The 24,479-nt window shown below is 62.9% G+C and carries 18 protein-coding genes; 7 read left to right on the top strand and 11 right to left on the bottom strand.

The window, feature by feature from the left end; translation table 11 throughout:
- Positions 1–137 precede the first annotated feature (137 nt).
- From cynR to P5W99_RS32320, 5 genes are all read right to left on the bottom strand, one after another.
- A complete protein-coding gene (gene cynR / locus P5W99_RS32340; protein ID WP_421028623.1) occupies positions 138–1,073 on the bottom strand; it encodes a transcriptional regulator CynR in 936 nt (311 codons plus the stop codon).
- A gap of 191 nt (positions 1,074–1,264) precedes the next feature.
- Positions 1,265–2,677: an efflux transporter outer membrane subunit gene (locus P5W99_RS32335; RefSeq protein WP_434666420.1), complete on the bottom strand. Its 1,413-nt coding sequence runs from the start codon at positions 2,675–2,677 to the stop codon at positions 1,265–1,267.
- Positions 2,671–3,570, bottom strand: coding sequence for an efflux RND transporter periplasmic adaptor subunit (locus P5W99_RS32330; protein WP_421028621.1), 900 nt, complete (start codon positions 3,568–3,570; stop codon positions 2,671–2,673). The genes P5W99_RS32335 and P5W99_RS32330 overlap by 7 nt, the downstream gene beginning before the upstream one ends.
- Before the next feature lies 1 nt (position 3,571).
- Entirely contained in the window at positions 3,572–3,796 is a 225-nt protein-coding gene (locus tag P5W99_RS32325; protein ID WP_421028620.1) for a DUF1656 domain-containing protein, read from the bottom strand.
- Positions 3,793–5,859 (bottom strand): FUSC family protein, encoded by a 2,067-nt coding sequence (locus P5W99_RS32320; RefSeq protein WP_421028619.1) that lies wholly within the window; start codon positions 5,857–5,859, stop codon positions 3,793–3,795. Before P5W99_RS32320 ends, P5W99_RS32325 begins: the two co-directional genes overlap by 4 nt.
- Positions 5,860–6,476: 617 nt before the next feature.
- On the opposite strand from P5W99_RS32320, the gene P5W99_RS32315 reads away from it, so the two are divergent.
- The 4 genes from P5W99_RS32315 to P5W99_RS32300 all read left to right on the top strand — a co-directional run bounded on the left by P5W99_RS32315 (position 6,477) and on the right by P5W99_RS32300 (position 9,359).
- Positions 6,477–6,779, top strand: coding sequence for a hypothetical protein (locus P5W99_RS32315; RefSeq protein ID WP_434666418.1), 303 nt, complete (start codon positions 6,477–6,479; stop codon positions 6,777–6,779).
- A 357-nt stretch (positions 6,780–7,136) separates the two neighbouring features.
- Positions 7,137–7,397 carry a hypothetical protein gene (locus P5W99_RS32310; RefSeq protein ID WP_421028617.1) on the top strand — a complete coding sequence of 87 codons (261 nt, stop codon included), beginning with the start codon at positions 7,137–7,139 and terminating at the stop codon, positions 7,395–7,397.
- A 92-nt stretch (positions 7,398–7,489) separates the two neighbouring features.
- Positions 7,490–8,461 (top strand): LysR family transcriptional regulator, encoded by a 972-nt coding sequence (locus tag P5W99_RS32305; RefSeq protein WP_434666416.1) that lies wholly within the window; start codon positions 7,490–7,492, stop codon positions 8,459–8,461.
- Between the two features lie 565 nt (positions 8,462–9,026).
- A complete protein-coding gene (locus tag P5W99_RS32300; protein ID WP_421028615.1) occupies positions 9,027–9,359 on the top strand; it encodes a BON domain-containing protein in 333 nt (110 codons plus the stop codon).
- A 271-nt stretch (positions 9,360–9,630) separates the two neighbouring features.
- Here P5W99_RS32300 and P5W99_RS32295 read toward each other — a convergent pair whose 3' ends face one another.
- Both P5W99_RS32295 and P5W99_RS32290 read right to left on the bottom strand, forming a co-directional pair.
- Positions 9,631–9,870 carry a DUF2795 domain-containing protein gene (locus P5W99_RS32295; RefSeq protein ID WP_421028614.1) on the bottom strand — a complete coding sequence of 80 codons (240 nt, stop codon included), beginning with the start codon at positions 9,868–9,870 and terminating at the stop codon, positions 9,631–9,633.
- Between the two features lie 218 nt (positions 9,871–10,088).
- Positions 10,089–10,436, bottom strand: coding sequence for a chemotaxis protein (locus P5W99_RS32290; protein WP_421028613.1), 348 nt, complete (start codon positions 10,434–10,436; stop codon positions 10,089–10,091).
- Positions 10,437–10,709: 273 nt separating this feature from the next.
- Here P5W99_RS32290 and P5W99_RS32285 point away from each other — a divergent pair, with 273 nt between their 5' ends.
- The 3 genes from P5W99_RS32285 (at position 10,710) to P5W99_RS32275 (ending at position 13,883) form a co-directional block, all read left to right on the top strand.
- Complete coding sequence (locus P5W99_RS32285) at positions 10,710–11,915, top strand: paraquat-inducible protein A (RefSeq protein ID WP_434666411.1); 1,206 nt, start codon at positions 10,710–10,712, stop codon at positions 11,913–11,915.
- Positions 11,912–13,201 (top strand): MlaD family protein, encoded by a 1,290-nt coding sequence (locus P5W99_RS32280; RefSeq protein WP_434666409.1) that lies wholly within the window; start codon positions 11,912–11,914, stop codon positions 13,199–13,201. Before P5W99_RS32285 ends, P5W99_RS32280 begins: the two co-directional genes overlap by 4 nt.
- 115 nt (positions 13,202–13,316) lie before the next feature.
- Positions 13,317–13,883 carry a PqiC family protein gene (locus P5W99_RS32275; protein WP_434666406.1) on the top strand — a complete coding sequence of 189 codons (567 nt, stop codon included), beginning with the start codon at positions 13,317–13,319 and terminating at the stop codon, positions 13,881–13,883.
- 205 nt (positions 13,884–14,088) lie between these two features.
- Here P5W99_RS32275 and P5W99_RS32270 read toward each other — a convergent pair whose 3' ends face one another.
- The 4 genes from P5W99_RS32270 to P5W99_RS32255 form a co-directional block, all read right to left on the bottom strand.
- Positions 14,089–15,468 (bottom strand): glutamate decarboxylase, encoded by a 1,380-nt coding sequence (locus tag P5W99_RS32270; protein WP_421028609.1) that lies wholly within the window; start codon positions 15,466–15,468, stop codon positions 14,089–14,091.
- Between the two features lie 95 nt (positions 15,469–15,563).
- The gene (locus P5W99_RS32265) at positions 15,564–17,210 is read right to left on the bottom strand and encodes a bifunctional aspartate transaminase/aspartate 4-decarboxylase (protein WP_434666403.1); all 1,647 of its coding nucleotides are present in this window, start codon (positions 17,208–17,210) and stop codon (positions 15,564–15,566) included.
- 48 nt (positions 17,211–17,258) lie between these two features.
- Positions 17,259–18,950, bottom strand: a complete 1,692-nt coding sequence (aspT, locus tag P5W99_RS32260; RefSeq protein ID WP_434666401.1) for an aspartate-alanine antiporter — start codon at positions 18,948–18,950, stop codon at positions 17,259–17,261.
- Positions 18,951–19,520: 570 nt separating this feature from the next.
- Positions 19,521–24,365 (bottom strand): NAD-glutamate dehydrogenase, encoded by a 4,845-nt coding sequence (locus P5W99_RS32255; RefSeq protein WP_434666399.1) that lies wholly within the window; start codon positions 24,363–24,365, stop codon positions 19,521–19,523.
- Positions 24,366–24,479: the final 114 nt, after the last annotated feature.

The following is a 24,479-nucleotide window of genomic DNA, read 5'->3' as shown; positions in this document are numbered from 1 at the left end:
TTTCCAGCACGTGTGCATGAAGGGACTTCGTTGGCGAGGGATATTGATCTGTTTCTTGCTGACATGCGGTAATCCACAAAACCGGAACGGGCGGGACGTGCCGTCCGGGTTACTGATGCGTTACACCCGGCTAGGGCTCAAGCGGCGCCTTGTATGGATGTTCTAAGCGAAGACAGGCATCCGTCACCAAGCAGCTCGAGAACCGACGCCGCAAACGCGGCGGATGCCACGGAACGGTAGGCACGCTTGCATCGCAGCAGCGCGACGGTTCTTACCGGAAAAGCCGGGTTCAACGACACATACTGCAGGTTGCGGTGCTCGAATTCGATCGAGCTGGGCAATATGGTCGCAATCGTTCCGCGGCTCACGATCTTGAGCACGGCACTGATCGAATTCGCCTGCAATGCAACCGTGGGCTGCAAATCGCGCGACAGAAAATAGCTGTCGACATAAAAGCGCGAAACGAAGCTCGTGGTGAGCAGCGCAAGCGGCGTTTTCGCGAATTCCTCCGGTGCGACCGCGACACGCTGTTTAGCCAGTGGATGACTGTTGCCGACCACGAGCATCAATTGCTCGGAGAAAAGCGGTTCCGCTTCGATCTCTTCGGAGCGTACGTCTGTAAAGCCGAATGCGAGATCGACCTGGTCCTCGACCAGCGCGGTTTCGACGGCGTCCAGCGACATCTCGATCATTTCGATGACGATGCCGGGATACAGCTCATGAAAATGCTCGACGACAGGGGCGACGAGATATTCGGTGAACGTTGGCGTAAAGGCGAGACGCAACTGTCCGCGCGAAAGGTCCTGTACGTCCTGTACGGCGCGTTGCGCCGTAAGAAGATCATAGTATGCGCGGCGCGCGTACTCCAGGTAGATCGTGCCGAAATCGGTCGGGCGCACGGCCCGACCGCCACGATCGAACAACTGCGCGCCAAGCTCGTCCTCCAGTTGTCGAACCTTCTGCGAGAGGGCCGACTGCGAAACGAATAGTGCATCCGCCGCACGCGTGAAGTTTCGATGTTCGTCGACGGCGAGCAGATAGCTGATGTTTCGCAGGAGCGGATTGCGATGCATCAGATTTCGGTTGCGGAGGTTGAATCCGTGATTGGCAACGATGGCTTTCCCGGCCTGGATCGAGGGTTGCGCGCAAGCAGCGGTCCCGAGATCAGTGTGCTGCGGTGTTGCGTTGGTATTTTCGAGCATCGATTGGAAGTCAGGTAAATAACAGGTTTGGCTGGGTGAAATGCGGCGTGACTAGCGGAGGGTCACTGCCATCCGCCTCCCAACGCCAGAAAGGTGGCGATTTGATCGTTGTTGACATCGGCCTGCGCAAGCGCGACGGCACTCTCGGCTGCTAGCCTCGTGCGTTGTGCATCCAGCGCTGCCAGACCTCCGACCTTGCCGCCGCGCCACAACTCGTTGGTGCGGGCGTCGACTTCACGCGCTTCGTCGCGAGCGGATTGGAGCCGCTCCAGCCTGGCGAGTGCACTCGCGTAATTGTCGAGCGAAGTTTCCGTTTCGCGCAGCGCTGCGAGCACCGTGCTATCGAAATGTGCGAGGCTCGCGCGGCTCTGCGCACGCGCAGCCGCAATCCGGTCGCGAATCGCGCTGCGATGGAGATCCCAGCTGACCATCGGGCCCACAGCAAAGCGGTTCGTGAGTGGGGAAAGGAAACTGGTGGCCGCACCGGTCGATCCGATCGACGCTCCAATCTTGATGTCCGGATAGAGCGCCGCCGTCTCCACGCCGATATCCGCAGTCGCTGCGGCCAGATGGCGTTCGGCTGCGCGAATATCGGGCCGGCGGCTCAACAATGCGCGGCCGTCGCCCGCGGGAAGCGGCGCCTTCAACTGTAGCGGCGTGTGGCAGGCGAGCAGGGCTTTGTCGTAGTTGGCGGGCGGCTCGCCCATCAAGGTGGCTAGACGAAACGCGGCGTTCATGCGGCCTGCTTCAAGCGGAGCGAGTTGTGCGCGGCTGCTCTCGATTTCCCCTCGCTGCTGGTCCTGGCTGAACGCGGGGGCGCGGCCGTTCGCGATCAGTTCTCGCGTGAGTGCGAGGCGTCGCTCCTGCACGGCGATCTGCTGTTGCACGATGTCGATCTGATTGCCGGCGTTGCACAGATCCGAATAGGCGTGCGCCGTTTGCGCGGCGACGTTCACGCGCACGAGGTCCCGGGCCGCGACGACCGCGTCGCGATCGGCTGCAGTTGCCTCGATGCCGCGGCGAATGCCGCCGAAGAGATCGAGGTCGTAGCTGATCGAAACACCCATGTCGTAGATCTCGTGCCTGGGCGGCTGGACATGCGAAAGCACGGCCTGCGCAGACTGCTGGGTGTAGCTGGTGGACGCGCCGATTGCGACAGACGGTTCGCGCGCCGTGTGTGCGAGCGCGAGCAGCGCATCGCTGCGTTCGAGATTGGCCTCTGCGGCCTTGAGATCGACGTTGTTGGCAAGCGCGTTTTCCACCAGGCGATCGAGCACAGGGTCATTGTAGAGGCGCCACCAGTGATCGGGCAGTGCATCATCCGAGGCCAAGGTCGCCCCGGAAATGAACGTACCTTGCGCCACCGGCGCGTTGACGAGCGCTTGTGGCGGGACCTTGTAATCGGGACCCACCTCGGCGCAAGCCACGAGAAGCACACTGATCGCTACAGCCGCAACGGCTCGCGTGCTTACCATGGCAAGCTCCGGCGTACCGCGACATCGCCCGCACGCGCTTGAATTTCGACGGAAGCCGTCTGACCCGGCACCAGACGCACGCCAGCGGGCACCGAGTCGATCGCAATGCGCACCGGGATACGCTGCGCAAGACGGACCCAGGTGAACGAAGGGTTCACGTTGGCGAGCTGCGCGTCGCCGCCTTCGCGTTCGCGATCCTGCACACCGCCGGCGATGCTCTGAACGTGGCCGCGAATGGCGGTGGCGACGCCCATGAGATAGACGCTGGCCGGATCTCCAACGTGAATACCCGGCAGCTTGGTTTCTTCGAAGTAGCCTTCCACGCGCAACGACTGGTTGCTGACGAGCGCCATCGCCCCCTTTCCGGCAGTCAGATACGTGCCGGGCAGCAGGCCCACATTGGACACCGTGCCGTCGACGGGCGCCCGTACGAGCGTGCGATCGAGATTCAATGCGGCGAGGTTGCGGGCAGCCTGCGCCTGCGCAACGGCGGCACGCAGCTTCTGCACACGGGCCGTGCCTTGTTCTGTGGACTCCGTTGCGACCACGTCGGGCATGGAGCGGTTGCGGCGGTCTTCGCGTACGGCCTCATCGAGGTCGGCGCGTTCACTCTGGAGATTGGCGTCGGCCTGGGCGAGTGCAATCTGATAGCGCGACGGGTCGATCACAAGCAGAACTTGCCCCTGTTTGACCGTTTCGTTGTCGTGTACGCGCACATCGGTCACGAGTCCGCTGATATCGGGGGCGATCGGCACGATGTCGGCGCGCACCTTGCCGTCTCGCGTGAGCGGCTCGATCTGGTAGCGAACCCATAGGGCGTAAATGGCGGCCAGGATGCTGAGGATGATCGCTACGGTGAGGCCGGTGCGCAAGAGGCTGGAAAATCGCTGCATGTCAGGAAATGAAACCGTGGGGGCAACAGGCGTCGGCGAGGCGGGTGAGTCCCCACCAAAGTGCGAAGAAGGCGGCGAGATCGATCAACGCGGGATGCCACAGCACTTGCCGCAGAGGCAAGCGCAACAGTGCACCGCGCAACAGAAACGTGACGACCAGTGCGATGGCGGCCCAGAAGAGCGCCGCCGGCATATAGACCCCCAGAATGCGGATCTCTTCAATCATCGTTCGACCTCTCGGTGTTGATATGTCTGCGGGAACAGGTTGCATCGCAAGCCAACGAGCGCCATGAGTGTGGGGTCCGCACGTTCCAGAGGCTGGCCGGCGACAAAGTCGATCGCGCGGTCGAGCGCTTCGAGCAATTCGGGCGAGCCGGGCAGCGGATGATGGGCCGCGAGCCTCGCGCGGTACAGCTTCGACACTTCGCGCAGCGCCGTTTCGATGGCGATGTGCGTGGCCGCATCGCGGCTCGCGCGACCCTCGCGCGCGCGAATGAGGTTGCGGCCGATACGCAGGTCGTTGAGACCATCGGCGGCGTGCAGCACATCGTCGGCACTGGCGAGCGCCATGCGTGCCGCAACCTGGCCAAGACGGTCTACAGCCTGTGCCGTCCAAGCCTGCGCATCCAGCGGATGAGCCATATCCGCGAGTTGCGCGAGATCCGCCCAGCTTTGGCGCACAATCCGATAAGCGGTCCAGCGTGAACTGGCAGAACGAAACAGCCGGGTGACGACGAGGGTGGTGACGATGCCGCCAATTTGCGCAAGCCCCGTATTGAGGAAGCCCGCGAAGTCGGCCTGAAAGCGGTCGAGAAAACCCATCGCGACGATGAAGCAGGAAAGCATCGGCAGCGCGCGCGCGCTGTGCGCCGGATCGGCCTGGAGATAACCCATCCATACGAGAGCCGGCGCGAGCGTCACGATGAGCATGATGGCTCCATCCACGCGCGGCAGGATCACGAAGAGGTAGAGCGCAGCCAGCGGAAACGTCATGAGCGTAGCGATCAGATAGCGGCCTATCACCGGCGCGGGGTCGTCCTGAGCGGCAAACGAGCAGGTGACGAGTGCGGCGAATGCAGCCGTTGCAGCGCCGCTGGGCCAAGCGAGCAGAATCCATACGGCGCAATAGATCATGATGGCCGTCGTCATTGCTGCGCCGGCGAGCAGTGCCACGCCATGGTCCCGCGCTAGCGGGAAATTGTCGTTGCTCGAGGCGAGTTGCATGGTGGGGCCATGCACGGGCTTGTCCTCGACGAACGCGCGAACCAGGCCGCGCGCAGCATGCAGTGTCTCGATGAACTCTGCGGTGCGCTCCAGCAGGTTCGCGGCGAGCAGGGACTGCCATTGCCTTCTGTGCAGACGCTCTGCAGCGAGGGCGCGGCAGCGGGCGACCAGGCCGTCGTCACACGCATCACCCACTTCCTGCGAGGCGCTCAGGCTGCTCACCAGTGAATCGATCAGCGCTTCGGTTTCGCTGTCAACTGCGTTGAGCGAGCGAAGCAGATCGAGCCGGTTCGCGGCCGCGGATGCGATCGAAAGCAGCGTAGCGAGCCGATGCTGCAATTCGGTCACGGCGGAACGCGTCGCATAGGCGAAGCGATGTTCGGCGCGCAGATTCACGGCCATCATGCCCAGTTCGGTCACGTCGGCCGCGAGCTTGCGACGGTGCTCGTATTCGAGGCGCGTGTGCTGAACGCCGAAGGCTTCACCCGTCCAGCGGCAGGCATCGTTCAGGAACGACAATGCACGCTGGTGAATGACGGAGCGAATATCGACAGGCCGGAAAATCCAGTGTGCAGTGGTCACACAAAGAATGGCCACCGTCATTTCCTCGACGCGCGAAATCGTCGTCGTGAAAATGTACGAAGGATCATCCAGATATGGAAAGCAGATGACGGCCGAACTGAATGCCGCCATCTGGAAAAGGAAGGCACGCGGCGTGCGATCCAGCACCGCGAGATAGATGCATAGACCGATCCAGATGGCCAGGCAGAGAACCAGCAATACAGGGGAATTCTGCAGATTCGGCGCGATTGCGATCGTAACGAGCGCGCCGGTAGCGATGCCGGCCAGGCGATAAAGCACGCGCGGGCGAAACGCGCCCGCCATGGGCTGCGCCGTAACATAGACCGTAAGGAGTGCCCACCATGGTCGCGGCAGACTGGCCGTGAACGCGATGACTAGCACAAGTGCTGCAGCTAGATAAGTGCTCAGCGAGAAAAGCACCTTTCCAGAATCAATGGTGAATGCGTCGCGCGACCGAAGCGGCGCGGCAGAGGCATGCGGCACGGGAAATCCTGTGAAATTCTGCGAATACAACGGCCGGTGATATCAGGCGCGAAGCGCGGTCTGCATCGTCACAGCGGGTGGTGTGCGTCGATGCGGGTCGCCTGGGTGACAAGCGGTGGCACTTGCCAAACGGTGAGGGCAGAGGAAATGGCGGGGATGATCTGTGTGGGGAAAAAAGTTCCACACGGAAAGTACTGGATATACAGGCATTTTTGGCGCGAGCGCACCACGTGCCGCGCCGGGGCAGGGCATGTCGATATGCGCTCTGACAATCAGGGTCAGTGATAGATCCAACGAATGGATCCGGGTTTTACTCTATTGCGGACGCGACAAATTGTGCCTGCCGCCCGATGGCGCGTCCAAGTCGGATTTCTGAAAGAACCGATCGGTTTTACTTATGGCAATGCTGGGCGGTCACGCAGGAGCGCGGCACCATCCGTGAAATGGTCACGAGGAGATCATCGGTTTCCCTTATGGAGCAGATCGATTTTTCGGCTTGGACATCGTGCGCCAGACGCTGCATGCTTCGGTCCGTCGATCCGCCGCCTCACCGGCTTACGGTACGCGGGCCGGATGGATCGACAAAATCGTATCTGGATTTTTGCAAGGAACTGAAAATGAAGAAGCAATCGATGACCCGCCTCGCGGCAATTGCGCTTGTCTCCATGGGCGCGTTTGCGACCGTATCGGCGCAGGCTTATGCGCAGACTGATGTACCCGACGCACAGGGGCACCCCGGCGGCGCTCGCGCCACGCTAGTGGCTGATCTTCAGGGTACGGTTGCAGGCGTACAGCGTGAAGTGGCAGAAAACCACGCGCCGGCAGCTGTCGCTGCTCAACATGCGAAGGCTGCGCAGGATCGGGCAGCAAATGCATGCGTCGGCCCAGTGAGTTTCTGTTCGGTGTTCTTCGGTAGTTGAGCCATTTGCGCGAGCGGGCGTCTGTCCCTCGCTCGTGCTAGTTCCGCATTGAAATCGTTCCGTACGGAAGTCTCGTTCGAGCGGCCATCGTTCTCTCCCGACTGACCTTCCCATTGACGCGCCACGCAGCATCCGGCGCGCTTTGCTTCGTTGCGCGCCTTCGACTCCATTGGCCGGCAAAAGCCCGAAACTAATCGTTTATCCTTATAGACTGAATCGAAAAAACGATTTGGACAGTCGCCCGAGTTTGTCGCATGATTCATCCGTCGACAGCGAAGCAGGGAAACAGAACGATGCGAAGCAAGCATCTTCATTCAATGATTCGTAGTTCGAATTTAATAATTCTGGAGTTAAATCATGTTTAAAGTTTCGTCCGCCAAAGTCATCGTTTTTTCCATCGCTTCGTTCGGATTCGCCGCAGGCGCGTTCGCACAACAAAGCCCGACTGAGAAGGACCCTGCTGTAGCTGCGAATCAGGCACACCCGTTGCAGGTCGCGGCCACGCAAGGCGTGGCCAGCAAGGACGCAGCCAAAGCGGCTACGCCTGCCGCGGGCAATCAAAACCCGTCTCCCTGCGTCGGCCCTGCAAGTTTCTGCAATATCTATCTCGGCAGCTGAACCCATTCCTGAATGGCGTCTATCCGAAGCCGCAAAGGCGGTGTCCAGACGCCGGTCGACGTCCGATTTTCCATGCTGATTCAGGTGTCAATTTGAACCATCTCATCGCTGCCATGCGTACGTTTCTGAAAGTTGTTGATATGCATGGCTTTACACGAGCCGCTGAGCAATTGCAGCTTTCACCTGCAAGAGTGACGCGCCATGTCAGCGAACTGGAAGCACATCTCGGCGTGCGGCTTTTCCAGCGCTCGACACGCCGAATTGTGCTGACCGAGGTGGGGGCGCGCTATGCGGATGGGTGCCGCGCGCTATTGGCCGACCTCGAGAGAATCGAAACCTGCGCGATGCATGAGTCTGGCCGCGTTTGCGGGGACCTGCACGTGGTCGTGCTCGGGAGCCTCATGTCGCCCGAACTCGCTGCGCTGTTTGCAGATTTCAGGGCGCGCTATGCCGACGTTGCACTGCGCATCACCCTGACCGAAGCGGAAGTCGACCTGCTCGCAGGTGGTTTCGATGTCGGGATGGTCGCCGACAGGATGATCACCTCCGTATCGTGGGTTTCGCGCGCGCTTGCGCACGCACCGCTCGTGGCCGTCGCCTCACCCGCATATTTGATGGGGGCGCCAGCACCGCTGCGGCCGGCTGATCTCGCCAGGCATCGCCTGATCACCCATACGGCTCACGGCAAAGTACTGCATTTAACCGACGGAGACGGCATTGATCACAGCGTTCCACACGAAGCAAGCTTCGCGGTAGACAGCGCGCTGATGCAAAGGCATATCGCGCTTGCCGGCGCCGGTATCGCCGTCGCGCCCGAGTTCGTGGTGGCCAACGACGTGAGGTTCGGGACGCTGATCCGGGTGCTGGATGAATATCGAATCGGCAACGACGACGTCACCATAAACATCGTCTACCCGGCGCGGGAATTCCTACCGGGCAAGGTGCGCGCATTTGTCGATCAGGCGGTCTCGCATTTCGATCGGCCCGTTATTCGTTCCGAAGCGCAACGTGAATTTCGCCAGCGCGAAGTTGTGTTGCGCGATAGCGAGGTATTGCCTGTTTGAGCCGAAACCGCGAGGTGTGGAAGCAGGACGTGGCAAGTTCCGGAACGTCGCCGCAACCCACAAATTCACCTGGAGAAGTTGGTGATTGTTGCATTCGTATTTTTTGTTGTTGCATCGGTGTCCGCGGTGTTTGCCTTTGGTGGCGCTACCAGCGCGATACACAGCTTCGCACGGGCGATATTCAACGTCGCCGTGATCCTTTTCGCTCTGACGCTCGAATACCGCAGAAGGTAGCAAACGGACTAAATGCAAGTCCGCCGCCATTGGTGCCGCGCTGCTGTACAGCTTCCTGTCGTGGCGGAGCAAGAGCGGGACGTCGACGCGCGCGTGCGCCTCAAATCGGACCCAGGTACGACATCTGTACTTTGCCCAGGTACGACACTACTACTTTGCTCTTACACTTAAACTTAAAACGTCGATAATTTATCTTATGTAAAATAAAAGGGAAGAAAAACATCAAGGTACATGATCCGGCCAGGCGCTTCCCCTTCGCCTATTTCGTGCACGAAAAATGGGCGTGCAACGGTAGCGCCGTTGCTTTTCCCCCGGGGTCCCCATAGGCACGATGGCTGCCGGTGCATTTGCCCAGTCCGGCTCTGGCGCCGCGCGCCCGGAGGTTCCTCCACCGCACGGCCTGGTCGCCGGGAGTTCGTCGGTCGGCTCAGAGACGAACGACGCGATCATCACCGCCCGAGCGAGAGCGGCGTTGCTCGGCACTGCTGATCTCGACTCGAACGATGTGCACATTACGACGAATCGCGGTGTCGTGACGCTCACGGGTACGGTCTCCGACGATGCACAGAAGAATCGCGCCGCCCAATCCATTCAAGAACTGGACGGAGTTCACCTCGGTCACGAACGCGCTACATGTCGGCGAGACCTCGCACTAACGGACTAACATGCGCATGAGCGCCGCCGCGAACGCTAGTCCGCGAGACGGCTGACCGTCAAAACCCGCAGCAACGCCATCGGCGCGGCCAGTGCGGTCGGCCCGAAGCGCTGCTCGCGAAGCTGCACTACAACGAGCCGGGTGCATCCCCGACGCCAGCATTACGACGTATCGCAGACGATCGCCGAACAGGTGCTGCTTCCGGCCGGCGCAAGGCGCCGCCCGAGACACTCGTGACTACTGCCGCCCTCCGGAAGAGGACGGCTCGACATGGCATACGTCAGGAGGCCTCGTTGCCCACGCCTTTCGACACATCGGCGGGATTCGCGAATTCGCGCTCCGGCAGGCTGTCGAGGGCGTGCACGACCTCCTCGCTCGCGCCGTTCGAACGTGCGCATTCGAGCAGACTTTGCTTGTCCGCCGGATAGGACGCGCCCTTTAGCGCTTTTTGCACGTCGATGAAACGATGTCCAGCGTTGCTGTCGTGCGATGAGGCGTGCCCTCGGGAATGCTGAGTCATGATCGTCACCTCCTGGGTTGCGTTGGCGTAGTGAAACCGTGCAACGGATGTGCCGTAAGCGCGCCCACGCGTCGCGCAGCCACGCGCCGTCACGTCACGCGGCGTTTCATCGCTTACCTGTAGCTTCTACATGCGCGGTTCGACGTTTCTCTCGCGCTCACTTCGCGACGGCTCGATGCGTTACGCCCTTCGCTTCCATTGAGCGTCGCGAGCGGCCCTCAAGTCTTGCCTTCGTCCTCGTCCTCTTCTTCGTCCGCGCCCTCTTGCGCCTGTTCTTCCTCGATGTCGTCCGGCAATACATCGCTGCCGGGGCGCAGCGTCTCGTCACCATCGGCGCTGGCGCGCTCACCGGTGCCGCTGCGGTCGGTGTCGCTCTGCGCTTCGTCGGCGCCGGCTTCCAGCGCGTGATTGTCGAGTTCCGTGTCGCGATCGAAGTCGTGGCGCTTCGCACCTCTGCTGTCGCTGCCCGTATCGGACGAGTCCCCAGGGCCCAGTGCCTCGTTGTCGTGGCCCGGTGCGGCAGGTTGCTGTGTCGGTTCGTTGTCGGGGTCCAGCGTGCTGTTCATGACGTCCTCCTTTGACGACGCGCGGTTGGCGCGACGCTCTGCGCGGATGGCGAGCGCGGCAAGTCGCCCTCTCATTGCAGCAGCCTGCGTTCCTTTGCGAATCGCGGTGCGGGCGCCGCGCATCTTCTCGAGCTGGGCACAATCGTTGCTCGAACGGGCGGCAAAGCGGCGCCGTTGCCGGCGCGCGCAGGACACGCGATGAACGGCCCGCTGCCAGCGCCTGATGAACGAGCCAGCGACCGAACCAGCGAACAATCGAGCGGATAAACCAGCATGACACTCGGCTGCCCCGAATGCGGCGCGCTTCAGGACCTTCCGCCGCTCTCCCCGCACGGTATCGCGCGTTGCCGGACCTGCCATTACCCGCTGGAGCGGCGCAGCGGCCGTAGCGTGGACGCGGCACTCGCCTGTGCGGTCTGCACCTTTGTTCTGCTGTTCCCGGCCAATCTCGCGCCCTTGATGACGGTCCACGTGCTGGGCGCCGAGCGCTCGTCGGTGCTCGCCTCGGGCGTCGTGGCGATCTGGCGCGACGGCTCGCTGATCCTCGCGCTGCTGCTCGGGGCGTGCGGCATCGTGCTGCCTTTCGTGCGCTTCGGCGGCCTCGTGCTCGTGCTGGCCGCGGTGCGCTTCGGCTGGCGCTTCAGGGGCATGGGACGGCTCTTTCGCTGGACCATCCGGCTCGACGCCTGGGCCATGCCCGACGTTTATCTCATGGGCTGTTGCGTCGGCTATGCGCGGGTAACGCAAAACCTTACGGGTACGATAGGCGTGGGCGGATATTGCTTCATCGTCGCAGCGTTGATGTCGATGCTCGCACGTGCATCGCTCGATCGCCGCACCGTGTGGCGCGCGTTCGCCGCGGAACACACGCTGCACCCGCGCGAGCGCGCCCTGTCGTGCACCGTATGCGATCTGGTCGTGCCCGTGTCGCACGAAAACCGGCCCTGCCCGCGCTGCGGGTTGAAGCTGCACGTGCGCAAACCCGACGCCGTCGTGCGCGCGGCGGCACTCTCGCTCGCGGCGCTCGTGCTGACGGTGCCCGCCAACCTCTATCCGATGACCGTCTCGCTGCAACTCGGCCAGCACGATTCTCACCGCATCGCCGATGGCGTCCACGAGCTCTTTCTCGCGGGCCTCTGGCCCTTCGGCATACTTATCATTGGCACGAGCATCGTCATTCCCGTGGCCAAGATCGTCGGCATGGGCTGGTTCATCGCGTCCGTGCGGCGGCGCTCGCGCCGGCATCTGCGCACGAAAACCCATCTGTACCGCTGGATCGACGAGCTGGGCCGCTGGTCCAATGTCGATGTCTTCACCATTGCCGCCTTCGTGCCGCTGATCCATTTCGGCGGCATGGCGCAAGCGCGCCCAGCGATCGGCGCGACGGCATTCGCGCTCGCCGTGATGCTCACGATGGCGGCTTCGCACGCGTTCGACCCGCGCATGATGTGGGACGTGCATCTCCGGAGCCGGCCATGACAGACGCGCGCTCGCGGCGCACCCAGGCCGAGGTCCGTCGCAGCGCCTGGCCAGGCTGGATCTGGGCGGTCCCCATTGCGGCGATCTGCGTGACGGGATGGCTCGGCGTACAGGCGCTGGTTCACAAGGGGGAGACCGTCACGGTCGGGTTCGACAACGCCTATGGCATGGCCGCAGACGAAACGATCGTCACGCTGCACGGCGTCAAGGTGGGCCAGGTGTCGAGCGTGGCGCTCACGCCCGACGGGCGGCGCGTTGAGGCGAAACTCGAAATCGACCGCAAGGACGCGCCATACCTGCGCGCCGGTACGCAGTTCTTTCTGCGCGGCGCCGAGCTGGACTTGAGCGATCCGGCATCGATGAAAGCACTGCTCTCCGGACCCGAGATCGTCATGGAGCCAGGCCGCGGCAAGCCCGCCACGCACTTCGATGGCGCTGAGCACCGGCCCGCGCTCGCGCCGCTGCATGGGCCGATGGTGAGCTATGCCGTGCGCTTCGAGGGTGCCGCCGGCGAGCTCAAAAGCGGCGCCAATGTGCAATTGCGCGGATTTTGCGTGGGCACGGTCACCGGTGTGCGCCTGAACTATGACGCCGGCACGGGCGCACTGAGCACGCTCGCGCAACTGGCGCTCGATCCATCGCGGCTTGGCATCGCAGGCGTGGCGGCGCCAGCCAACGGCGACTGGCGGCCGATCGTCGACACCATGCTCGAACGCCTCATCGCTCGGGGCTTACGCGCGCGTCTGTCGCAAGACCCGCCGCTCGTGGGACAGCGCAAGGTCGTGCTCGACTTCGTGAAAACCGCGCCCGCCGCCACCCTCACTGCCGAAAACGGCGTACCGGTGATTCCGGATGCGCCATCCGCCGATCTCGACGCCATCGCCGCGCAAGCCAATGACGTCGTGGCGAAGATCGACGCACTGCCGATCAAGGAAACGGGCGACCAGGTCCGCAGCATTGCGGCCCACGTTGATGCCTTGAGCAACTCGCCGCAGATCCGCGAGAGCCTCACCCACATCGACCGCTCGGTGGCACAGATCGACCGCACGCTGCAACAGGTCTCGCCGCAAGTTGGGCCGCTCGTGGCGCAACTGCGCGAAACCGCGAAGGCGGTCGATAGCACTGTCGCCGCTGCGAACCGCACGCTCGGGGGCGATGTATCAAGCCAGGACGATCTGCCCGCTGCCCTGCGCGAGTTGAGCGACGCGGCGCGCTCGGTGCGAACGCTCGCTGACTATCTCGACCGTCACCCTGAAGCGCTGGCGCGCGGCCGGCCCGAGGAGTAGGCCCATGATGCGCCGCTCCCGGCGACCGGCTACACGCACAGGCGTGCACTCTGCGTCATATGCCCGCCTCGTCCGCTTCAGGGCAGCGGCCGGGGCGGCCGCGCGGATGGGCGCGATGCTCATACTCGCGGGTTGCGGACACAGCCCGCCTATGCACTATGTGACGCTGAGCGCGGCGCCGGGCCAGGCAGCGGGCGCCATGCCGGCAATGCAGGCGGTGCAACTGACCGCGGTGCATATTCCCGCCGAACTCGATCGGCCCGAAGTGGTCACGCAGATCGCACCGAACCGGCTGGCGATCGATGACAACCACCGATGGGGTGCGCCGCTCGCGCGTATGATGAGGCGCACGCTCGCTCAGGACCTCGTGATGCGATTGCCCGCCGGCGCCTTCGTTTTCCCCGACGCGCCGGTGCCCGCGGACACGCGCACGCTGGTCGTCACGATACTCGGTGTTCAGGCCGATGCGCGCGGGGCACTGAAGATGCAGGCATCGTGGACGTTGTTGTCGGGTCAGCCCACGCGTGCCACGCTGACTCGCGAGGCGACGCTCGAAACCGCGGCCCCGGCCAGCGCAGCGGACGACGAAGCAGCCGACGCCGCAACGGCCCAAGCTGCCGCGATGAGCCGCGTGCTCGGGATGCTCGCAGACCGTATCGCGGCGTCCATCGCCGCGCACTGACACACATCGAACAAGCCTGCACGTGAACGAAGCCGCAAGACGCGCTCAGCGCGCCTGCGCCACCGCGTCCTCCGCAGTCGACCCGTCGCCGCGCGCGAAAACTTCGCGGGTGGTCGCCTGACTCCAGATGCGCTCCTCAATCAACGTGGGCGTCGGCGCGGCCTGGCACGTGATCACACGCGCCAGGCCATGCGCGCGCCCCGCTTCAGCACTTGGCCGGCGAGCCCTTTAGATGCGCGTGGCCATGCAGCGCCGGCGGCGTGGCATTACCGCCGTGCTCCGCCAGATAGCGGCAGGCATCGATGATGTCACGCCCGAGATTGCTCGCGACGTTGCGGTTGATGTGCGGGCGCACCACAACGCGCAGGCTTCTCACCGACTCCGCGTCTGGCGGCATCGTATAGGCCGATAGCACCCAGCCCTTCTCGCGCACCTTGTTCGACACGTCGAATTCGTTGAAGCGCGTGATTTTCTTGTCCAGCGTAACGGCCACCACCGGAATGCGCTGCGTATCGTTCATGATCGTGAAATAGCCGCTTTTCACGAGCATTTCGCGCAGCGCGAGCGCGTTATCGAGGGTGTGCTGCATGACGCGCTTGTAGCCATCGAATCCAAGGCGCAGGAACTGATAATACTGAACGGCCAGTTGGAAACCATTGCGGCTGAAATTCAAAGTCGCGGTGGGCATTTCACCGCCCAGATAGTTCACGTAGAACACCAGGTCTTCATTGAATACCTTGCGGTCGCGGAATATCACCCAGCCGAGCCCCGGCGGGGTGAGGCCGTACTTGTGTCCGGATGCGTTGATCGATTGCACTCGCGGCAGCCGGAAGTCCCATTGGTAATCCGGATAGAGGAACGGGTGAATAAAGCCGCCCGACGCCCCATCGATATGCATCGGAACCGAAATTCCCGTGCGCCGTTCGTAGTCGTCCAGCCAGGCATGAATGCCGGCAAAGTCGTCGTCTTCCCCCGTAAACGTCTGCCCGGCAATGGCCACGACGGCAATCGTATTCTCGTCGACGTACTGGCCGAGATCGTCGGCCGTCAAACTATATTGCCCCGGCTTGAGCGGCACGATGCGCGGTTCGACGTCAAAGTACCGCATGAACTTCTTCCAGACGATCTGCACGTTGCCGCCCGTCACCAGATTGGGCCGGCTTGCGTCCTTACCCGCTTTCTCGCGCTGCTGCTTCCAGTTCCATTTGTGCGCGAGACCCGCGAGCATGCACGCCTCGGATGAGCCCACCGTCGCAGTTCCGTAAGGCTCCGCGTCGCGCGGGCCATTCCACAGTTTGTGAAGCCAGCGCACCATTCGCGTTTCCATCGCGAACAACTGCGGGTACATGTCGTGGTCGATATAGTTCTTGAAGATATTTCGCTTCGCTGTCTCCAATGCTTCGGGTTCGGCGAAGGTCGTCACGAACGACGACATGTTCAGAACAGGATTGGTATCCGTCCATTCGTCGCTTTCGACAAGCGCGGCTGCGGCCCTGGCCGACATTCCGGTTGCCGGAAATTCGTCCTGCGGAACCGGTAAATTGAATTCGTCGTACGGAGTGATCTTCTCGAAATCCAAAGACATCTGAATGCTCCTTTCGGTACGCGCCCTCGGGTTGGACGCTTCATGCCCACGCACCGCCTCAACCGGCTGCGCGGACGGTTGAGGCAGCGCCTGGATTAGCGCGCTACGCTCTTACCCGTCTGCGCGCAATAGCGCTCCAGGTATTCGTCGAGCAGCGTTCGAATCGCATTGCCGATCGCGCGATAGTCCGACTCATTGAGATTGGCGAGCGACACGCGGCCCGACGGATGAGGCGTGCCGAAGCCCTGGCCAGGCAGGAGCACGACATGTGCGTCCCTGGCGAGACGGAACAGCAGTTCAGAAGCCTCGGTGTTCTTGAGCAGCCACTCGACGAAATCGCGGCCATAGGCGCGCTCGCCGAAATACTCGAGATCCAGCACCGTGTAGTAGTCGACGACGTTCGGATCCCCTTCCTTCAACGGAATGCCGATGGTCTCGAAGAGCGCACGCTTGCGGCTGCGAATGAGGCGCTTGAGCGCATTCTTGTACGCGCCCGGTGTGTCCATGAGCGAGAACAGCGAGAACAGCACCATCTGCACCTGCTGCGGCGTCGAAAGGCCGGCCGTGTGATTGAGCGCGACGGTGCGGCTGTCCGCGACCAGCCGGTCAATGAACTTCAGCTTCTCCGGCTCCGTCGTGATCGACTCGTAGCGCTTGTGCAGCGTCTGTTTTTGCTCTTTCGACAGCTTCGCAAGCGCGCTGTCCAGAACGTTCTCGCGGTGCGTCGCGATTGCACCCAGACGCCAGCCCGTTGCGCCAAAGTATTTCGAATACGAATACACGAGAATCGTGTTCTTCGGAGCGAGTGCGAAGAGCGAGACGAAGTTGTCGGCGAAGGTGCCGTACACGTCGTCGGTGAGGATAATGAGGTCCGGGCGCGTCTTGACGATCTCGGCGATATATTCGAGGCTCGCCGCGTCCACCTTCACTGAAGGCGGGTTGCTCGGATTCACGAGGAAAAACGCCTTGACCTTCGGATCGCGCAGCTTGTCCAGTTCCTTCTTCGAGTACTGCCAGCCGTTCGCGACATCCGCTTGGACGTTGACGATATTGAGCTCGTAGTCGTTGAGCGCGGGAATTTCGATGTATGGCGTGAAGATCGGCATGCCGAGCGCGATCGTGTCGCCCGGCTTGATGAAAAAATTCTCCCGCATCGTGTTGAAAATGTACGTCATGGCCGCGGTGCCGCCCTCCACCGCGAACACGTCGAACTCCCCCACGAACGGATGCTTGCCGATCATCTCGCGGCGCAGGTACTGGCCGACGATGGTTTCCGTGTTCTTGAGGATGCGGTCCGGCACCGGATAGTTGCAGGCGAGAATGCCTTCACACATTTCGTAAAGAAAGTCGCCTGCGGGAAGGCCCAGTTGGTCGCGCACGTACGACACCGCGCCCGCGAGAAAATCGACGCCGGCTTGCCCCTTGTTCTCGCGCACGAACAGGTCGAAGCGCTCGACAATGCCTTCGCGCTGCGGGAAGCCGCCCACGCCCTCGGGCATATAGGCAAACGAGCGCTCCGACTCGCGCATGGCGAACAGGCCCAGTTGCCAGAAGCCGTGACGCGGAATCGTCGCGAGGAAGTTGGGATTGCCGCGGCCGGCGTTGAGCATGGGCAGGTTTGCAGCCGAACGAGCCGTTGCGCCGCCACCGGCCGCCTTGATCAGTTCGTCCTTGAGTTCGAACGGACTGAGCGCCGAGAATTTTTGCGCCTGGGTTGCGTGGTTGTCTTTTGAAGTCGTCAATTTGTGCTCCATTTCATTAGTTAGCGAAATATCTAATTGGTCCAGACATCAGCTCAGGATCATCACGAGCACCATTCCCCAAATCGTCAGAAGCGTGTTGCCGACCGCGTAGGTCACCGTATAGCCGAGTCCGGGCACCTGGCTGCGTGCGGCGTCGCAGATCATCCCCAGTGCCGCCGTTGTGGTTCTTGCCCCCGCGCATACGCCGAACAGGATCGCGGGGTGGAACTTGAACACGTAGCGCGCGATATACATGCCGACGACCAACGGCGCCGCCGTGGCGAAAATACCCCAGAGGAACAGGCTGACGCCGAGTTGCTGCAAGCCGGCGACGAATCCGGGGCCCGCAGTGATGCCCACCACGGCAATGAACACATTGAGACCCACGGAGTTCATGAACCACACGGTAGGTTCGGGAATGCGCCCGAAGGTCGGGTGGATCGCGCGCAGCCAGCCGAACACGATCCCGGCGATGAGCGCGCCGCCCGCCGTGGACAGCGTTAGCGGAATGCCGTGCACGTTGATCACGATCGCGCCAATCAACGCGCCCAGCGCGATGGCGAGGCTCACGAAGGCAATGTCGGCAACCGTGCTGGGGCGATCGAGCACGCCCAGTGCTTTGGCGGCGGCGCTGGTGTCCTGGGTGCGGCCCACGATCGTGACGGTGTCGCCGCGTTCGAGCTTCGTATTGGGCAACACCGGGATCGGCGTTTCGGTGGGCCCGCGCTTGATCTTCTTCAGGTACACCCCGCGTGCGCCGGGCAGGTCCGCGAGTTCCTGCAAGGTCTTGCCGGCAACCGACTTGCTGGTGACGTAAACGTCCACGCCCTCGGTGCTGACGGCGACCAGTTCCGCGTCCTCCACCTCTGCCCCGCTCGCGCCGAGTTGCGACACGAGCTGGTCGCGCGGCCCGGCAACGGCTATGACGTCACCGGCTTGCACAACGAAGTCCAGCGTGGCTTCCTGGACGGCGTCCGCGCGCCTGACGCGCTCGATGAAAAGCCGCACACCCGCCGCCTCGGAAGCCTCAATCTGGCCTATCGTGCTGCCGATGAGCGCGCTGTTGCCGGCAATGCGATAGGCGCGCAGTTGGTAGTCATGCCATTCGCGGCCCTCCTGCGCGCCGGCACGCTTGCCGCCCAAGCTTGCTTCGTATTCCTTGCATGCGGCCGGCAGGTCGATGCCGAGCAGCCGCGGGCCGAGCGTCGCGAGAATGAGCGCGGAGCCGATCGTGCCGAAGATGTAGGTGACAGCATAGGCGGTCGGCATGGCGTCGAGCAGCGCCTTGGCGTGCTCCGGCGGAAGATGGAGCCGGCCGATGGCATCGGTCGCGAGCCCCATCGAGGCGGAAATGGTTTGCGAGCCGGCGAACAGGCCCGCAGCGGATCCCAGGTCATAGCCGGCGAATCTGGCGGCGACGATGGGAGCGGCGAGGCACAACAGACACTGCACGACAGCGAACAAGGCCTGCGGCAGGCCGTCCTTCGCGATGCCGCGCACGAACTGCGGCCCCACCCCATAACCGACTGCGAACAGGAACATCAGAAAGAACACGGATTTGACATTGGATGAAACCGTGATGCCGAGCTGGCCAATGGCGATAGCCGCAAGCAGGGTTGCCGTAACGGCCCCGAGGCTGAAGCCCCTGAAGCTCTTGCCCCCCACCCAGTAGCCAATGCCTAACGAAAGAAAGATGGCGATCTCGGGGTACTGCCGAAGTGTGTCTGTCAGCCACGACATAGTGTTTCCTTTTCATGGTCTTGCCGAAAGGCACGCATCGCGCGGGCATGGCGAATTTCATGTCTTCGGATTTTGAGCGGAAGCATCGCACAGGCCTCTCTTAAAGACTCTCGTTTCTGTCAAATTCCGATGCAATTAAATTGGCGCTTTGATAGCGCTCTAATTCTTGTGAAAATTAACCGAATTTCAGTTGATCGATATAGCGCCGCGTGCTGAAGGACCCGGTGTTTCCGAACCCGACGGGCCGTTCCCAGCGGGCGTAGACACGGTGGGCGAGCGGCTCCCCGAGGAGCGCACGAAGACGCGCGAACAAGCGTTGTGCTTGCACGCGGGCAGGAAGTAGCGTTAAGAGATCGAGTCGATGCGAATAAATGAATGCGTGTAATTGACGCAATTCATTCATGAAAGGCTTTATTAATTATTGAAAGAATCGGAATGGACATCCACATTGACTCGAGATTATCAATTCCGGAGATTAAATCTATTGATTGACGCAATGCCAATTCGCGAAATGTTCAGCACGGGAACCACCCGCATTTAGCCGATGGTTCCCGCGTGACGTCTTGCACCTCAAGGTCGCTCCAGCGCCGCCATCGCGCGCACGATCACCAGCAGCACGGAAAGGCTCACGCCACTCGTCGCACGCAACTCCGCTAGCAGGTGCCCGTAGCGTTCGAGCGCCGCTGCGTGCTGTTCGCACCAGGCATCCACGAGGGCTTGCGCATCGGCGCTGTCGGGCGCGGCGGCAAGCGCATTCGTGGTGAGCGCGCGCTTGAGGCGCGCCACCTCCGCAAGCGCCGCTGCACGCGCCATCGTGTCCCAATGCGTGGGCGTAGGCAGCGCCGCCGCGCGTTCGCCGATCCAGCCATAGTTCAGGCGCATGTCCAGCGCGAAATACGCTGCCGCCACGTGCTCGAGCGGCCGGTCGCACGCCGCCGCCACATCGGCAATATCGAGCAGTGCGATGGAAATTTCACCGCTTGCCACCCGCACCGCCAACGCGCTCTCCACGCCCGCGTTCACGAGCGCCGCCTGGCGGGCCGACAACGCCTCGAGATCGCCGGCAGGCAATAGCATCGGCAATTGCGGCGCGAGCCGCTGCGCCGCGTCGCGGCAACGCGCGAGCAGCGCCCCTTCGCTGTCCACCGCGCCCGCCTGCAGATGCCGCAGGAACCAGAGCGCAGCGCGTTCGAGCAGCCGCGCAACGTCGACGAACATGCGTGCCTGCACGTCGTCGGGCACGCGGTTGTCGAGCGCGTCGATGTCGCGCCACACATCGTTGAGGTCGAACACGTCGCGCGCCATGATGCATGCGCGCACGATGTCGCCGGGCTGCACGTCTGTTTCTTCCATCAGGCGATGCACGAACGCGCAGCCCACGCGGTTCACGAGCGCGTTCGTCAGGTGGGTCGCGAGAATCTCGCGGCGCAGCGGATGGCGCTGCATCGGTTCGCTGTAGCGCTGCTGCAGCGGCTTCGGAAAATAATCGATCAGCAAGTTGGCGACGAGCGGATCTTCCGGCACGTCCGATTCGAGCAGCGCGTCGTAGAGCCACATTTTGCTGTAGGCGAGCAGCACGGCGCGCTCGGGCGACGTGAAACCGAGCTTCGCCCCCTGCCGTTCCGCGATTTCCTCGTCGGTCGGCAGGAACTCGATGGCGCGGTTCAAGCGGCCCGCGCGTTCGAGCCAGCGCATGAGCCGCGTTTCCGCATCGAGCAGTTCCGCGCTGTAGCGGCCCGCGATCGAGAGCGCCTGGGTCTGGTAGTAGTTGTCGCTGAGCACGAGCAATCCGACCTCGTCGGTCATGTCGGCGAGCAGCGTGTTGCGCTGCTTCATGGTCATCTCGCCATCGGCCACCACGAGGCCAAGCAAGATCTTGATGTTGACTTCGTGATCCGAACAGTCGACGCCCGCTGAATTGTCGATGGCGTCGGTATTGATGCGCCCGCCGCGTTGGGCGAATTCGATGCGGCCGAACTGCGTGACGCCCAGATTGCCGCCCTCGCCCACGACCTTGCAGCGCAGTTCCGCGCCGTTCACGCGCACCGCGTCGTTCGCTTTGTCGCCGACCTGGGCATGGGTCTCGCGCGCGGCCTTCACATAGGTGCCGATGCCGCCGTTGTAGAGCAAATCGACGGGCGCGAGCAAGATCGCACGAATCAATTCGGTTGGGGCGAGCGACGCCGCCTCGATGCCCAGCGCGCTTTGCACGGCCGCCGAAAGCGGAATGGTCTTCACGGTGCGCGCGAACACGCCGCCGCCCGCCGAGATGGCCGCGGGATCATAGTCGGCCCAGCTCGATCGCTCGAGCGCGAAGAGCCGGCTGCGTTCCGCGAAGCTCGTTGCCGGATCGGGATTGGGGTCGAGAAAGATATGCCGATGATCGAACGCGGCAACCAGCTTTATATACGGCGAGAGCAGCATGCCGTTGCCGAACACGTCGCCCGACATGTCGCCGATGCCGACCACGGTGAAGTCGGTCGCCTGCGTATCGACGCCCATTTCGCGGAAGTGCCGCTTGACCGACTCCCACGCGCCGCGCGCCGTAATCGCCATCTTCTTGTGGTCGTAGCCCACCGAGCCGCCCGAAGCGAAGGCGTCATCGAGCCAGAAGCCATATTCGTGCGAAATCGCGTTGGCGTAGTCGGAGAAGGTCGCGGTGCCCTTGTCCGCCGCAACCACCAGATACGGATCGTCGGGGTCGTGGCGAACCACGTCTGGCGGCGGCACGATCACGTTGTTCACGAGGTTGTCGGTGAGATCGAGCAGGCCGCGCAGGAAGGTCTGATAGCACGCCACGCCTTCGCGCATCCACGCTTCGCGGTCGGTGAGCGGCGGCGGATTCTTCACCACGAAGCCGCCCTTCGAGCCCACCGGCACGATCACCACGTTCTTCACCATCTGCGCCTTCATGAGGCCGAGGACTTCGGTGCGGAAGTCCTCGCGCCGGTCGGACCAGCGCAAGCCGCCGCGCGCGACGCGCCCGCCGCGCAGGTGCACGCCTTCCACGCGCGGCGAGTAGACCCAGATCTCGAACATCGGCTTGGGCTCGGGCAGCCCGGGCACTTTTGCCGGATTGAACTTGAACGACAGCGACGGAAGCAGCGCGCCGTCCGCATCGCGACGGTAATAGTTGGTGCGCTGCGTCGCGTTGATGACGCCGAGAAATTGCCTGAGTATGCGGTCTTCGTCGAGATTGGGGACCTGGTCTAGCGCGCTTTCGATGGCTTTGAGCGCGCGCTCGGTGCGCACCTCACGCGCTTCTCCCACATCGCCGACCATGGGATCGAAACGAATGACGAACAGCTCGACGAGTTGGCGCGCGATGGCCGGGTTGCCCGTGAGGGCACGCTCGATATAGGCATCGCTGAATGTCGATCCCACCTGGCGCAGATACTTTGCATACGCGCGCAAAATGGTGACTTCGCGTGCGCTCAAATATGCGCGCAGCACGAGGCGATTGAAGTTGTCATTCTCGATACGCGCGCTCCACACGGCTTCGAATGCGTCTTCGAACAGGTCTTTCACGCGTTCGATGTCGAACTCCGCGTCGTCGGCGAGCTCGAGGCCGAAATCGTGTACCCATGCGGGTTCGCAGCCCGGCGCTTCGATGATGTAAGGACGCTCTTCATCCACGCGCACGCCCAGATGCTCGAGCATCGGCAGGCTGCGCGACAGCGCGATGGCTTCGCCCGTGCAGTACACCTTGAAGCGGAACGCGCGCGGTCCGGCTTCAATGGGGCGGTAAAGATTCATGGCAATGCGCCGCGTGCCTTGCACGCGCTCGATCAGCTCGATGTCGCGCACGGCGGTGCGCGCCGGATAGTCGTCGCGATAGCCGGCGGGAAACGAATCGGCGTAGCGGTGCAGGAGCCGCGTGCCCTGCTCTTCGCCAAAAGCGTCGAGCAAAGCGTCGGCCAGATCGTCTTGCCAGCGCCGCGTGACCTGCACGAGCCGCCCCTCCAGCTCGCGCGTGTTCACCTGGGGCATGGCGCCGGTTTTCGCATGGACTACGAAATGAATGCGTGCGAGCGCCGATTCGGACAGCAGCGGCGTGAATTCCACCGATTCGCCGTTGAACGCTTCCTTGAGCAGATTGGCGACGCGCAGGCGCAGATCCGTGTTGTACTTGTCGCGCGAAACGTACACGAGGCAGGACACGAAACGGCCGAAGCGGTCGCGCCGCACGAACAGGCGCGTGCGTTGATGTTCCTGCAAGCGCAATACGCCCATGGCAACGTCGAAAAGGTCGTCTTCGTCGGCCTGGAAGAGTTCGTCGCGCGGCCAGGTTTCGAGCACCGTCACGAGCGATTTGCCGAGGTGCCCTTTGGGCAGGAAGCCCGCGCGCCGCACGATGTTCGCGCACTTGCGGCGCACGATGGGAATTTCGGAACTGGAGACCATATAGGCCGTGGAGGTGTAGAGCCCCACGAAGCGCCGCTCGCCGCTCACCTTGCCGTCCTGCCCCACGAGCTTCACGCCCACATAGTCGAGATAGCCGGGCCGATGCACGGTCGCGCGCGAATTCGCCTTGGTCAGGAAGATGGGCCACGCGCCCGTGATGATTTCCGACGCCGCGCTGGGCAGCGGCGTCGTATCGGGCGTGCCGGGCGCGCGCAGCGACTCGCGCAGGATGCCGAGGCCCGAGCCTTCCACGCCGCGCAGGGCGAAGCCATCGCCGTGCTCGACGAGCGCGTAGTCGCGCTGGCCGAGGAAGGTGAAATGGTCGGCCGCCATCCATTCGAGGAACGCGCGCGATTCGACGTCTTCGGCGCTGCTTTCGCGCGCCTTCATGGCCTTGATCGTGGCGCGCGCCACCTCGACGATCTTCGGCCAGTCCTCGACCGCCGCGCGCACGTCGCCTAGCACCTTGGCGATAGCGCCACGCAGTTCCTCGAGTTTCGCTGCATCGCCGCAGCGGTCGACTTCGAAATGGATAAACGAGGCGAGTTGCGACTGGCCGTCGTCTGCGCCCGCGCCGCCCATGTCCACCCGCACGATCGCACCGTCCTGGCCACGCCAGATGCGAAACACCGGATGCATCACCGAATGCAGCGCGAGCCCGAGCTTGTTGACGGCCATGGAGACCGAGTCGACGAGAAACGGCATGTCGTCGTTGACGATCTCGATCACCGTGTGGTCGGAGTGCCAGCCGTGCTGCTCGAGGATCGGGTTGTAGACCCGCATGCGCTCGCTGCCCGGCACGAAGCGCTGCGCCGCCTGCCAGTGCGCCATGGCGGCGCCGTAGAGATCGGCCACGCTGCGGCTGCGCAGGTCTTCGGCGTCGACGAAGTCGTAGTAATGCCTTAGAAAAGGTTCGACGATCTGGAAGGTCGGTTCGGGTAAACGCCCACGCGCGAATTCCACTAGATCGGAGAGCAGATGGGTGACGAATTCCTCGTTTCTTACTTGCATGGCGGACTCCAGAAAGGACGGCCATGGACTGCATCGGCGGGAGTTCATTATGCACCGGCCTCACGCTGGAAAGGGCTGGATGTGCGCGTTGCGCGCGGTGCTGAACAGCGTGGC

It is taken from the genome of Paraburkholderia sp. A3BS-1L, from assembly GCF_051125215.1.
In the GTDB taxonomy this organism is placed as follows: domain Bacteria; phylum Pseudomonadota; class Gammaproteobacteria; order Burkholderiales; family Burkholderiaceae; genus Paraburkholderia.
Note: the sequence above shows the minus strand (reverse complement) of the source record. Positions and strands in the feature narration are given on the sequence as shown.